At 55.3% G+C, this 13,232-nt stretch carries 7 protein-coding genes and 7 pseudogenes; 11 read left to right on the top strand and 3 right to left on the bottom strand.

Going from position 1 to position 13,232, the window contains the following annotated elements; translation table 11 throughout:
• Positions 1-225 precede the first annotated feature (225 nt).
• From ttdA to ACTBDZ_RS09550, 3 genes and pseudogenes are all read left to right on the top strand, one after another.
• Positions 226-1,128, top strand: a pseudogene (ttdA, locus tag ACTBDZ_RS09560) (L(+)-tartrate dehydratase subunit alpha).
• Positions 1,125-1,733, top strand: a complete 609-nt coding sequence (gene ttdB / locus ACTBDZ_RS09555) for a L(+)-tartrate dehydratase subunit beta (protein WP_438815139.1) — start codon at positions 1,125-1,127, stop codon at positions 1,731-1,733. The pseudogene ttdA and the gene ttdB overlap by 4 nt, the downstream one beginning before the upstream one ends.
• Positions 1,734-1,775: 42 nt before the next feature.
• Positions 1,776-2,246 (top strand): fumarylacetoacetate hydrolase family protein, encoded by a 471-nt coding sequence (locus tag ACTBDZ_RS09550; RefSeq protein WP_438815138.1) that lies wholly within the window; start codon positions 1,776-1,778, stop codon positions 2,244-2,246.
• Here the strand turns inward: ACTBDZ_RS09550 and ACTBDZ_RS09545 are convergent.
• A pseudogene (locus ACTBDZ_RS09545) lies at positions 2,192-3,412 on the bottom strand (methyl-accepting chemotaxis protein); the annotation flags it as partial. The gene ACTBDZ_RS09550 and the pseudogene ACTBDZ_RS09545 sit on opposite strands and share 55 nt — an antisense overlap.
• Between ACTBDZ_RS09545 and ACTBDZ_RS09540 the strand changes: the two are divergent.
• The 5 genes and pseudogenes from ACTBDZ_RS09540 to ACTBDZ_RS09520 all read left to right on the top strand — a co-directional run.
• Positions 3,405-3,917: pseudogene (locus ACTBDZ_RS09540) on the top strand (ABC transporter permease subunit); the annotation flags it as partial. The pseudogenes ACTBDZ_RS09545 and ACTBDZ_RS09540 overlap by 8 nt on opposite strands.
• A gap of 11 nt (positions 3,918-3,928) precedes the next feature.
• Positions 3,929-4,723, top strand: a pseudogene (gene ugpE / locus ACTBDZ_RS09535) (sn-glycerol-3-phosphate ABC transporter permease UgpE); the annotation flags it as partial.
• 879 nt (positions 4,724-5,602) lie between these two features.
• A complete protein-coding gene (gene ugpB / locus ACTBDZ_RS09530) occupies positions 5,603-6,934 on the top strand; it encodes a sn-glycerol-3-phosphate ABC transporter substrate-binding protein UgpB (protein WP_438815137.1) in 1,332 nt (443 codons plus the stop codon).
• Positions 6,935-7,030: 96 nt separating this feature from the next.
• Positions 7,031-7,408: pseudogene (locus ACTBDZ_RS09525) on the top strand (glycerol-3-phosphate transporter permease); the annotation flags it as partial.
• Positions 7,402-7,950, top strand: a pseudogene (locus ACTBDZ_RS09520) (AEC family transporter); the annotation flags it as partial. The pseudogenes ACTBDZ_RS09525 and ACTBDZ_RS09520, both read left to right, overlap by 7 nt.
• A gap of 4 nt (positions 7,951-7,954) precedes the next feature.
• Here ACTBDZ_RS09520 and ACTBDZ_RS09515 read toward each other — a convergent pair.
• On the bottom strand, positions 7,955-8,230 hold the full coding sequence (locus ACTBDZ_RS09515; protein ID WP_438815136.1) for a DUF2756 domain-containing protein: 276 nt from the start codon (positions 8,228-8,230) through the stop codon (positions 7,955-7,957).
• Between the two features lie 135 nt (positions 8,231-8,365).
• Between ACTBDZ_RS09515 and ACTBDZ_RS09510 the strand changes: the two genes are divergently transcribed.
• Entirely contained in the window at positions 8,366-8,830 is a 465-nt protein-coding gene (locus ACTBDZ_RS09510; RefSeq protein WP_438815135.1) for a tRNA (cytidine(34)-2'-O)-methyltransferase, read from the top strand.
• 7 nt (positions 8,831-8,837) lie between these two features.
• Here ACTBDZ_RS09510 and ACTBDZ_RS09505 read toward each other — a convergent pair.
• A pseudogene (locus ACTBDZ_RS09505) lies at positions 8,838-9,573 on the bottom strand (DUF3142 domain-containing protein).
• Positions 9,574-11,584: 2,011 nt separating this feature from the next.
• Here ACTBDZ_RS09505 and ACTBDZ_RS09500 point away from each other — a divergent pair.
• Together ACTBDZ_RS09500 and ACTBDZ_RS09495 are read left to right on the top strand one after the other, a co-directional pair.
• Positions 11,585-11,962 carry a cation transporter gene (locus tag ACTBDZ_RS09500; protein ID WP_438815134.1) on the top strand — a complete coding sequence of 126 codons (378 nt, stop codon included), beginning with the start codon at positions 11,585-11,587 and terminating at the stop codon, positions 11,960-11,962.
• Positions 11,928-13,232 (top strand): HAD-IC family P-type ATPase (locus ACTBDZ_RS09495; RefSeq protein ID WP_438815133.1); only part of this gene is annotated, 1,305 nt, incomplete at its 3' end. The genes ACTBDZ_RS09500 and ACTBDZ_RS09495, both read left to right, overlap by 35 nt.

Raw genomic sequence — 13,232 nt, 5'->3', positions numbered from 1 at the left:
GCCTTGTTATAGGAGGGCCAGTTAGTGATTTTAAAATTTTGTTTTGCCATGGAGACCTGATTTTGAAACAACTATGGTGATCTGATCCGATGATTACCCAAACTTTCTATTTATTCAACAAAGCCCCCTGTCTATTGAAGTGCGTCGTCGTCGCGACGCAGCAAAGCTCGAATTAACCCATTCAACGAAATAAAGCCGTATCTGTTTTTTATTGGAGGTTGTGTGATGTCTCAAAATGATGTGTCGACATTGACAGAGATAATGACCCGCTTTACCGGGTATGTTGGCAAACGTCTGCCAACCGATGTCATCAAGAAATTGGAAGAATTACGCAGTAAAGAAAAAGATGAACTGTCGCTTGCCAAAGTGGTTTATGACTCGATGTTTGAAAACCAAAAGCAAGCGGATCTATTAGACCGACCCTGCTGTCAGGACACCGGTGTAATTCAGTATTTTATTACGGCAGGATAGGCATTCCCTTATTTAGGTGAGTTGGAAAGCATATTACAAACGGCTACCGAAGAGGCCACTAAAAAAGCGCCATTACGCCATAATGCGGTCGAAACCTTTATTGAGAAAAATACCGGTACCAATACCGGATCGCGTATTCCGTGGCTCGATTGGGAAATCATTCCTAATGATGATAGTTGCACCATTGAAGTCTATATGGCGGGGGGCGGCTGTTCATTACCGGGTGCCGCGAAAGTATTGATGCCGGGCCAGGGCTATGAAGGCGTTAACCAGTTCGTGTTTGATGTGATCACCTCTTACGGCGTGAATGCCTGCCCGCCGCTGTTGGTTGGCGTCGGGGTCTCCACGTCGGTGGAAACGGCGGCGCGGTTGTCGAAAAAAGCGATTCTGCGGCCGGTAGATTCGTCCCACCCCAATGCCGATGCGGCGAAGATGGAGAAGCTGCTGGAAGAGGGGCTGAACAGCGTGGGCCTGGGGCCGCAGGGGCTGGGCGGTGCCTCATCGGTGATGGGCGTCAATATCGAGTCCTCAGCACGCCACCCTTCCACCATTGGCATGGCGGTGTCGACCGGATGCTGGGCGCACCGTCGTGGAACCATCCGTTTCTCCGCTGATTTGTCCTATGAAATTCTTTCCCATAAAGGCGCCGTACTATGAAAAAAGTGCTTACTACCCCGATTAGCGATGAAGCGCTGGCCGAATTGAACATTGGTGACGTGGTGTACCTGACCGGTACGCTGGTGACCTGCCGCGACGTCGCTCACCGTCGTTTGATTGAGTTGGGCCGCGAATTGCCAGTCGATCTGCGCGGAGGCGCTATTTTCCACACTGGGCCGATTGTGGTGGAAAAGGACGATGGCAGCTTTGAAATGATCTCCATCGGGCCAACCACCAGCATGCGCATGGAAAAATTCGAAAAAGAGTTTATCGAACAAACCGGCGTGAAGCTGATTGTTGGTAAAGGCGGCATAGGGCCGAACACCGAAGAGGGCTGCAAAACCTTCAAGGCGGTGCACGCCGTGTTCCCCGGCGGCTGTGCGGTGCTTGCCGCGACCTGCGTTGAAGGGATTGAGGATGCCCAGTGGCGCGATCTTGGTATGCCCGAAACGCTGTGGGTAAACCGGGTGAAAGCCTTTGGTCCGTTGATTATCTCTATCGATACTCACAGCAATAACCTGTTCGAGCAAAACAAGAAGGTCTACAACGCGCGCAAAGCGCCGATGATTGCGGCCATCAACGAGCAGATTCGCTTTATCAAATAAGTTCTGGCGCGCTGCGCCACCCTGAAACACTGAAGGTAACCTATGAAACTGGCAAGTTTTATTAACCCCGAAACCCGGCAAAAGACCTATGGGCGTATTGATGCTGACGGCATCATCGATCTGGGACGACGCTTTTCCGACACCTATGCGGATATCCCCGCTGCACTGCGCGCCGGTGCATTGAAACAGTTTGAGGCGGTGCAGGGCGCGCCGGACTTTCGTTTTGAACAGGTCACCTTTTTACCGGTGATCGAGCAGCCGGGAAAAATCCTGTGTGTTGGCATGAACTACATGGAAAAACGCATCGAGTTCCAACAAACCGTTGATGCGCCAACCCTGTTTATCCGTTTTGCCGATACGCTGTCTGCCCACCGTCAGCCGCTGATGAAGCCGGAATCGAGCAACGAGTTTGACTATGAAGGTGAACTGGCCGTGGTTATCGGTCAGCACGCGGATAATGTCAGTTGTGAAGCCGCGCTGGCCGACTGTTCGACTAACGCGGCATTTTGCTGAGTCACGCGATCGAGCTGGTTGATTGCGCTGTGAACTTGCTCGATGCCCGATTCCTGTTCCCGCGTGGTTCCCCCAATGGTGGCGATCAGGTGGGCGACTTCACTTGCCTGAGCCACCAACGATGCAATGGTGCTGCCCGTTTCTTCAACCAACGTAGATCCGGCATTCACGGTTTCGACGCTGTTATGGATCAGCGTTTTGATCTCTTTGGCCGCCGACGCCGAGCGCTGTGCCAGTGAACGGACCTCACCTGCCACCACAGCGAAGCCACGGCCTTGCTCCCCGGCACGAGCCGCTTCTACCGCGGCGTTCAGGGCCAGAATGTTGGTCTGGAAGGCAATGCCGTCGATCACGGTGATAATGTCGCTGATTTTATGAGAACTGTCGCGAATGTCGGTCATAGTGCGCACAATATTGCCCACCGCTTCTCCACCTTTGGCGGCGGTGCTACTAGCGGTGTTGGCAAGCTCGGTGGCGGAGCGTACCGTATCAGTGTTTTGCCGCAGCGTCTGGCTGATCTGTTCCATCGAAGCCGCCGTTTGTTGCAGGCTGGCAGCCTGCTCTTCGGTACGCTGGCTGAGATCGGTGCTGCCTGCGGCGATTTCACTGGCACCGGTCGAGATAGACTCACTGCTTTCCCGCACCTGAATCACCAGCTTGCTCAGGCTGTCACGCATATGGTTCATGGCGGCCAGCAGGCTGCTGTTGTCCGCGTCGGCGAGCGTTACCGGAACGGCCAGATTACCCTGCGCAATTTCTTGCACCACCTGCATGGCGTAGAGCGGTTCACCGCCCAGCAACTTTTTGATGTGGCGGGTGATGAACTAGGCGATAACGGCGGCTAACAGGGCGGAGAGGGCTGCCAGCATCAGCAGGCTGTTACCATCCTCTTCGGCTTCAGCCACGGTGTTGGTCGCTATCTGGGCAGTGAGATCTTTTTGCAGTTGGATCATGGTATTGAGGTTGCCAAACATGGCAGTTTGCACCGGTTCCAACTGACCTTTAACCAGTACGGTTGCTTCCGCCTGACGATCTGTCAGCGTCATGCCGATCGCTTCACGTCCCAGTTTGGCAAAGGCGACGCGATTTTGCTGAAGTTCACCCAAGATGGCGCGTACTTCTTTCGCATGCAGATTGGCTTCCAGTTTTTCCACTAACTTACTGTGGATGTTTTTGTTCAGCCCCGGCGGATTAATCACCTATGGCTTAAGCCTGTGGGGTTATGACTGGAATCACGCCACCCACAGCGGCCAGGCGATGTTTCTGGTGGTGCTGGCGTCCATCTGGAAGCAGATAAGCTATAACTTTCTGTTTTTCCTTGCCGCGTTACAGTCTATTCCGCGCTCTCTGGTGGAGGCGGCGGCCATTGACGGTGCAGGTTCGGTGCGCCGTTTCTTCAATCTGGTGCTGCCGCTGATTTCTCCGGTTAGCTTCTTTTTGCTTGTGGTCAATCTGGTTTATGCCTTTTTCGACACCTTTCCCATTATCGATGCCGCCATGGCGGGCGGGCCGATGCAGGCTACGACCACCCTGATTTTCAAAATTTACCGTGAAGGGTTTGCCGGTCTGGATCTTTCCAGCTCTGCGGCGCAGTCGGTGGTGTTGATGCTGCTGGTGGTCGGCTTGACAGTCCTTCAGTTCCGCTTTGTGGAACGCAAGGTCAATTACTAAGGGGCGCACCGATGATCGAAAATCGTCGCGGGCTGGATATCTTCAGCCACTTGATGCTGATAGTTGGCGTACTCGCCATTCTGTTTCCGCTCTATGTCGCCGTGGTGGCGGCAACGCTGGACAATCAGGCGGTGTTTCAAACGCCGATGACGCTGATCCCCGGTACGCAACTGTGGGATAACCTGGTATATGTCTGGCACCACGGTGCCGGTTCGAACAACGCGCCGTTCGGCAAGATGCTGTTCAACAGCGCCGTGATGGCGTTAGCCATTACCTTCGGCAAAATTACCGTCTCCATTCTCTCTGCTTACGCGATTGTCTACTTTCGTTTCCCGTGCCGCTCGCTGTTCTTCTGGATGATTTTTCTGACGCTGATGCTGCCCGTGGAAGTGCGTATCTTCCCGACGGTGGAAGTGATTGCCCATTTGAACATGACGGACAGCATGACCGGTTTGACGCTGCCGCTGATGGCTTCGGCTACTGCCACCTTTCTGTTTCGGCAGTTTTTTATGACGCTGCCGGATGAACTGATGGAGGCGGCGCGCATTGATGGTGCCAGCCCGATGCGTTTCTTTTTCGATATGGTGTTGCCGCTCTCGCGTACCAATCTGGCAGCGCTGTTTGTGATTACCTTTATTTACGGCTGGAACCAGTATCTCTGGCCGCTGCTGATCGTCAACGACGTCAACCTTGGCACCGCGGTGGCTGGGTTGAAAAGCATGATCGCCTCTGGCGATGTCGCCACCCAGTGGAACCACGTGATGGCGGCGATGTTGATGACGTTGTTGCCGCCGCTGTTCGTGATTGGCCGTATCGTTGCCCGCAAGGTGTTTGATTTGGATGGCGTCTCCGGTTCGGTCTTTGCCCTGAGCGGTATCTTTTCCAACAACGTCATGCTGGGGTTGCCGCTGGCGACCACGATTCTTGGCGAAGAAGCAGTGCCTTCCGTGGCGCTGGTCGTTTTGTGCGCTGGTTTTTTCAATCAATGCCTGGCTGTCGCTCAGCTCTTTTTTGTCCGTCATCAGCAGCATACGCAGCGTGGCTTTAATGGTGACGTTCAGGTTGTCTTTCAGTTCCTGTAATACAAACAGGTTATTCAGATGCTGTTTGGCGAGGCTGTCGGTGGTTTGACCCAAACCGGCAAGATGCATGCGTCCAAAACCCGCGACCAGCACGCCGATAATGATCACGGCAGCGAAGCCACTGCCGAGTAATGTTCCCAATTTGATGTTGCGTATGCGCTGCATATGTTCCCCATTTTTTTTTCGAGTTTGTCGGTAAAGCAGTTCCGCCTCTGCACGGCACAAGAAGAGGTGAGTCACCCTGGCATTGCTCATTGCGTCCATTCACGAGAACGGTGTTGCGAACGCACAGTTATCTTTATGCTTGCATCATCAATGGCTTATTTACTTTATTATTCGTTTGCTGTGTGATTTCACGCGGTAAATGAGTAAAAAAACAGATGATGTCTTTGGTATCGGCACCCCGTTGGTAAACATTTATTCCGAACCGCGATATGGGCCACAAATCTTGTCGGTAATTCTGCTACGCGAGCGTGACAGGCAGGGTGTCATGCGGGTGTCATCGTTTGGTTATCTTGCTGTCATGCGTCCGTGCCATGTTACCCCTCGACCAAGAAACGCACCCCTTTGCACAGGTGCTCACCTTTATGGCAGGAGACAGGCATGTTTAACGCGCTTAAGACACGGACGCTGCGTAATGCGGCGGTTCTGGTGGCGCTGACGTTGGCGTATCAGGCTAACGCCAACGCGGTGACCGAGATCCCTTTCTGGCATTCGATGGAAGGTGAACTGGGAAAAACGGTGGATTCACTGGCAACGCGTTTTAACCAATCGCACCCCGATGTCAAAATTGTGCCGGTTTACAAAGGCAACTATGAGCAGAGCCTGGCGGCGGGGATTGCGGCTTACCGCACCGGTAACGCGCCCGCCATCCTTCAGGTGTATGAAGTGGGCACCGCCACTATGATGGCGAGCAAGGCGATAAAACCGGTGTATCAGGTATTTAAAGATGCAGGAATCGATTTTGATGAGAGCGTGTTTGTGCCGACCGTCTCCGGTTACTACGCCGACGCGAAAACGGGGCACCTGCTGTCACAGCCGTTCAACAGCTCAACGCCGGTGCTTTACTACAACAAAGACGCCTTCAAAAAAGCCGGACTGGACCCGGAACAACCGCCGAAAACCTGGCAGCAAATGGCAGAGTACACGGCCAAGCTGCGCGCGGCAGGCATGAAGTGCGGCTACGCCAGCGGCTGGCAGGGCTGGATCCAGATTGAAAACTTCAGCGCCTGGCATGCCTTGCCGATTGCCAGCAAGAATAACGGCTTCGACGGCACGGATGCGGTGCTGGAATTCAACAAGCCGACGCAAATCAAGCATATTCAGCTGTTGCAGGACATGAACAAGAAAGGGGACTTCACCTACTACGGTCGCAAGGACGAGTCGACCGAGAAGTTCTACAACGGTGATTGCGCCATTACCACCGCGTCTTCCGGTTCGTTGGCTAACATCCGCGCTCACGCCAAATTCAACTATGGCGTAGGAATGATGCCGTATGACGCTGAGGTGCCGAACGCGCCGCAGAACGCCATTATCGGCGGCGCCAGCCTGTGGGTGATGGGCGGTAAAGACGATGCCACTTACAAAGGCGTCGCGCAGTTTATGCAGTTCCTGGCGCAGCCGGAAATGGCCGCCGAATGGCACCAGAAGACCGGCTATCTGCCGATCACCACCGCCGCGTATGAGTTGACCAAGCAGCAGGGTTTCTATGAGAATAACCCCGGCGCGGACATCGCGACGCGTCAGATGCTGAACAAGCCGCCGTTGGCGTTCACCAAAGGGCTGCGCTTAGGCAATATGCCGCAGATCCGTACCATCGTGGATGAAGAGCTGGAAAGCGTCTGGACCGGTAAGAAAACGCCGCAGCAAGCGTTGGATACGGCGGTTGAGCGCGGTAACGTGTTGTTGCGTCGCTTTGAGCAGTCCACCAGGTAAGGTTGCAGGTACTTTCTCGTCATTCCCGCCTGCGCGGGAATGACGGAGGGCGACAGATGTCGCCCTGTTTTCCCCTTCTTTGATTGAGTATGTGGCATGACCTCATCCCGCCCTGTCTTTGGCCGTAGCTGGTTACCTTATGCGTTAGTGTTTCCCCAACTGGCTATCACGGTGATTTTCTTTATCTGGCCCGCTGGTCAGGCATTGTTGTATTCCACGCAGCGTATTGATCCCTTTGGCCTCTCCAGCGAGTTTGTCGGCCTCGAAAACTTTCGCCACCTGATGAGCGACAGTTACTATCTGGACGCATTCTATACCACCATGGTGTTCAGTTCGCTGGTAACAGTGTGCGGCATGGGCGTGTCGCTACTGCTGGCGGCGTTGGTGGATTATGTGCTGCGCTGTCGCCGCCTTTACCAAACCCTGTTTATTCTGCCTTACGCGGTGGCTCCGGTGGTGGCGGCCGCGCGTTGGTGTTTAACGGCCTGATTTTGTGGACGTTGGTCACCGTGTCGGTGGAGTGGGCGCGCAACGGCGCGCTGTCGCTGCAAGGATTTGGCAAAACGGCGGTCGGGGTGCTGAAAAACCCGCTGATTATCGGCATCTTATCCGGCACGCTGTTCAGCCTGACCGGGTTCTCCCTGCCGGACTTTGTCGATCAGCCGGTGGGGATGTTGTCACAGGCTGCGGTGCCGCTCTCGTTGATTTCACTCGGTATGGGGCTGGCAGAATACCGGGTGCGCGATGGCTGGCAAATCAGCGCGGTGGTGTGTGTACTCAAACTGCTGGTGCAGCCTTTGGTGATATGGGGGCTGGCGGTGATGCTTAGGCTGCCGGAAATGGAAACCCGCGTGGTGGTTCTGCTGGGCTCTATGGCGGTAGGCGTTAACCTCTACCTGATGTCGCGGCAGTTTAACGTGCTGGGCGGCCCCATTGCCGCCAGCCTGCTGCTATCGACAGCGCTGGCGGCGCTGACCACGCCGCTGATTCTGGCGCTGATGGGGGTGAGTCTGTAGCGGATCAGTAGCGGGGCTGGTTTTGCTGCTGCGTCCGTTGCTGATTTTGCTGGAGCTGACGCCGCAACTCTTGCTGTTGCTGTTCGCTACGGCGCTGAATGTCCTGATTCAACTGCTGTTGCTGCAACTGCTGGTTCTGCTGCATTTGTTGTTGCAGGCGCTGCTGGCTGGGAATGCCGTTTTCAAGCTGTTGTTGCTGGGTGGTGAGCCTTTGCGTATTTGCCTGCGTGCTCAGCGACACCAAGGCCAGACAAAATATCGGAATCAGATAACGGGTCATGATGCGTACCTCCTGTATACAGTGTACGCGTCTGGCCGAAAAACGGCGCGGCATGTTGTCTGAATTCCTGCTTCGGGGGCAGGGGCGGCGTGTTATATACTGGCGGCCTGAAAACGCTTTTGTTGACCTATTCTCATGTTTCATATTGCGCTCTATGAGCCACAAATTGCCCCGAACACCGGTAATATCATCCGTCTGGTTGCCAATAATGGCTGCAAACTGCATCTGATTGAACCGATGGGCTTCGATCTGGATGAGAAAAAGGTGCGCCGCGCCGGGCTGGATTATCACGATCTGGCAAACGTCAGCCGCCATAAAAATTATCAGGATTTTCTGGCTGCCGTAGCCGGTCAGCGCATTTTTGCCTGCACCACCAAAGGCAGCAGTCCTTACGATCAACCGGACTATCAGCCGGGGGATGTGCTGCTGTTCGGTTCGGAGACCGCCGGATTACCGGATGCGATTCGTAACGGTTTTACGCCGGAACAGCGTATTCGCATTCCCATGCAGTCGAATAATCGTAGTCTCAACCTCTCGAATGCGGTTGCCATCATCAGCTACGAAGCGTGGCGGCAAAACGGATTTGGCGGCGGCAGCTAACGCGCCTCTATTTACTTAACACGGCTCTTTCTGGCGGCGGATTGACGAGAAACACCACGTTGCCACGGTAATACGCAGAGGCGGCCAAACGACGCTGCCAGCGTTCGTCCCATTGCCCGTGCTGTACCCAGGCCGAGACGGAAGGGAATTTGCAGTTTCATCAGGGCGGGCAGATACTCCGCATAGCGCGTTACCGTCGATCGGCCCTGATAAGTCTGTAACACCAACTCATCGATAACGCCGCCCAGCCGATTAAGCGTGCCGACATCCCCGGTTTTAGCCCAGTCCAACAGCCCGGTGACGCTGAGCTGTGTATCGGCGGGCAAACGCTGGCGTAGGGTTTGCAGAAATTTCACGTAGCGAGCCAACTGATAGTTGCGGGCATCAAAATCGATCTGGATACCCTTCACCTGGTTACCCAATGCGCGCCAGCGTGCCTGTGCTTTCAGCATACGGTTCAGGTGTTTATCCGAAAGATCCAACATGGTAATGCGGTAGGAGAGCCACAGGCTGTCTACCCGCAGCGCGCTGGCCGGTAACCCTTGACGTAAAAACACGGTTTTCCCCTGACGGCGGGCGATTTCACCCTGATGCAGGTAGAGCGTGTGTTCCTGATGCAGCACCGGCTGCGGTTTGACGGCCGCCCATACGGTATCGCTGCCATCCCAGGTGAAGGCGGTGAGGTCTTCCATATTCCAACTGGCGTTTTCTGCGCTTTTTAACGGCGCGATGGTGCGCAGCAGTTCGCTGTCTTTGAGATAGGCCGCATAGTCACGGTGTACCAGCGATTGGGTCAGCAGCGTGTGCAGTGCCACGGCGCGTTCTTCATGGGTTTGTTGTTCGCCGGTTTGTTGGCGCAGCAGGTCGGCATTGGCAGCGCTTTTCAGCACCGCAGAGCGGAAACGCAAATTTTTGACCGGGCTGTCAGGCGCAAAAATAGCCTCAGGGTGGCCTGCTTTGACCAGCGTTTCTGCCAGCGACAGTTGCAGATACTGCTGCTGCGTTTCGTTGGTTTTCAACGTCAGCAGATGCCGCCAGTGCGTTTCTGCCGCCTGCCAGCCGTGCTCGGCCTCCAGCGCCAAACCGCGCAGTACCTGGAGGCTGAAGTCGGTGGTGTCCGTCAGATCCTTGCCCGTTTCTTCCGGAATCAATGCCAGCGTGGCCACTGCATCCCGCTGCTGATAATAGAAGGCGGCGTGCAGATAGCGATACTGCTGCTGCATACCGGCATCGTCAAACATCGCCTGTTGGGCGATCAGTTCAGCTTCTGATAACGCGGGCCACTGCATCCAGCCTTTGTCACTGCGTAGCCGTTTCAGATCTTGCACCAGCATTAGCAACGGTGCGTCTGGCGTCTGAATAAAGCTGCTGCTTTCCAGCAGCTTATTGTCGATTTCGTTATTGATGGTCTGCAACGCATCCAGATCTTTTTGCGCGGCAATTACGCGCTGATAGCGTGCCGACAAGGCATTTTCGTCGCCGATCACCCAGTAGGCGCGCCGATAAAGCCCGCGGGCAGAATCGGCATAGCGGCCTTTCGGGTAGGCTTGCAGATAGGCGTCAATACGTTCGACTGCGCGTCGTCCCTGTTCCTTGTCCGCCTTATCGACATTGAACATGTTGTATTCATCCAGCGCATTTTCCATCGCCTGATTCAGCGACACGCGAATCAACATGTAGCGCGCAGTTTCGGCCACCCACGGCTGGTTGGCCGTGGTTAGCGACTGAAAACCGCTGTTGGCCTGTTCAAACAGACCCTGATAAAAGGCCACCGCGTTAATCAAATACTGTTTGAGCTCTCCGGCATGGCCGTCCGCAGGCAGCGTCGCAAGATCGCGAGTCATGGTGGCTAACGTGGTGGCGGAGGAGAGCATGTTGATGCGAGCTTGTGCCAACTGGATGCGCTGCGGTTCGGTGAGTTGAGTATCTGCCAGCAGCACATCAAAAAAGGTTTCTACTGCGCTGATATCGTTGGAGATATGACGCCCTTCGTTCTCTTCCGGTGCCAGCGTATCCATCTGCGCTTGCACCTCGGGAGGAAGGTTTAGCTGTTTGGCTTTGGCTGCCAGCGGTGAGGGTTGATTCGCATTGTCCACCGTGGTGTCGTCCTCGCTGGTCTCACTGGCCGTCAGCCCCATGACGCGATAGGCGGTAAACGGATTCACACGGGTTCGTGTCTGATCGGGCAATGGCTGTGGCAGTGGAAGGGCCAAATGGTGGCGGCTGCTTTGCAGCAGGATCAGATTGACGCGGGTGTCGTTATTGGGCTCCAGATAAGGCAGCGCCGCAATGCCGCATTCGGCATCACCTGAACTCAACGCCTGGCCGCTGAAAAGAAGTGCAAGTGCGCCAGCCAATAAGGAAACACCTTTCATTATCACTTCCTGTTTGACGGACAAGGAGCAAAGCGGTCGCACCACACTTTGCTCAAACTGACTGCCCTGATAAATAGCGGGAAATAACGCTCACTCTACTGAAGGAGCAGCAAAACACAACAGGCAGATGACTGAAATTCGAGTCACGGCAGGCTTCTGTTGACCGTGATTGTTTGCATCTGCCCGCTGACGTGATGTGACTGGACGTGCCGCCTTCCTGCAACTGGAATTATTTAGGGTATAAACATTTTTAGCACTATTTCGCTAACAATATACCCACATGGGGTATATTGTTAGCGAAATCAGGGGAAGTGTTATCCCCTCACCGACAAGGCATATATCGACGCCTTTTAACGGAAAGTCTAATTATAACAATGAAATGACTAATGCAAGCGATCCTCTCTCATTGCACCTTCCAATCAGCGGCATGTCCTGCGCGGCCTGTGCTGTGCGTCTTGAGCGCGTGTTAAATCGCTTGCCGGGGGTGGAAGCCAACGTCAATTTCGCCAGCGAGCGTGCACGTGTTCGGCTGCAAGGGGAAAGCAGCACGGTGCAGGATGTGGTCGCGGCGATACATAAAGTCGGCTTTGACGTCGTTGAACAGACTCTGACGTTGGAACTTTCCGGCATGAGCAGCGAACGCTGTGCCGAACGTATTCAGGCGGCACTTGAAGCCTTACCGGATGTACATGCGACGGTACTGTTTGCCAGCAGCCGAGCCAGTGTGCGCTATCGCCCCGGCGTGGGGCGTGGTTAGCCCGGAACAGATGGTGCGCGCGATTGAGCAGGGGGGCTTTCAAGCCCATGTCGTCGAGGGCGGTCAGCGTGGCGAAGAACGTGCACGACGCGAACGCGCGTGGCAGCGTGAACGCCGAGAATTTCTGATTGCGGCCGTGCTCACGGTGCCGCTGATGGCGGAAATGGTCGGGATGTTTTTCGGCAACGGGCATCTGCTGCCCGGTTGGCTGCAAGCACTGCTGGCAACGCCGGTGCAGTTCTGGAGCGGACGCCATTTCTACCGTCGTGCCTGGAGTGCATTACGCAGCGGCACCTCCAACATGGACGTGCTGGCCACGCTGGGGACCAGCGTGGCCTATCTGTTCAGTCTGTTCACGTTGCTGACCACGCCGCACGGTCATCTCTATTTTGAAGCCAGCGCCGCGATCATTACGCTGGTGCTGCTGGGTAAACTGCTGGAAAGCAGATCGAAAACCAAAACCGGTGCCGCCATTGAAGGCTTGCTCAACCTGCAACCGCCCATCGCCCATGTGGAAGTGGACGGTGAAATTGAAGATCGCGATGTAGCCAGCCTGCACAGCGGCGATATTTTTGTGGTGCGTCCCGGCGAGAGTATTCCTGTTGACGGCGTCATTCTCGATGGCCTCTCAGAGGTCAATGAATCGATGCTCACTGGTGAGAGTGTACCGGTGGTGAAAGCGGTGGGTGCCGAGGTGTTTGGCGCGACGCTTAACCAAAGCGGTATGCTGCGAGTCAAAGCCACCGGTGTGGGGAGCAATACGGCGCTGGCGCGTATCATTCGTATGGTCGAAGACGCACAGGGCTCAAAAGCCGCAGTGCAGCGGTTGGCAGATAAAATTTCGTCGGTGTTTGTGCCGGTGGTGGTGGCGATCGCGCTGCTCACCTGGCTGATACACTGGTTTATCAGCGGAGATTTGGCCTCCAGTCTGGTGGGTGCGGTGGCGGTGCTGGTGATTGCCTGCCCCTGTGCGCTGGGGTTAGCGACGCCGACGGCGATCATGGTGGGTACCGGGCAAGGGGCGCGTGCCGGTATCTTGTTCCGCAATGCCAATGCGTTAGAGCAAGTGCAGCGCTTGCAGGTGCTGGTACTGGTACTGGTACTGGTACTGGATAAGACCGGCACCATCACGGAAGGTAAGCCTTCAGTCAGTGACGTACTGCCAGAAGCTGCGGTGGCCGACGCTGAACTGCTGCGCGTCGCACTTTCTCTCGAGCAGCATTCTGAGCATCCCCTCGGGCAAGCGCTGGTGCAGCATGCGCGGGAAGCC

The sequence above is a fragment of the Symbiopectobacterium sp. genome (assembly GCF_051710365.1).
Taxonomy (GTDB): Bacteria; Pseudomonadota; Gammaproteobacteria; order Enterobacterales; family Enterobacteriaceae; genus Symbiopectobacterium.
This window is presented reverse-complemented; position numbering and strand designations above follow the sequence as displayed.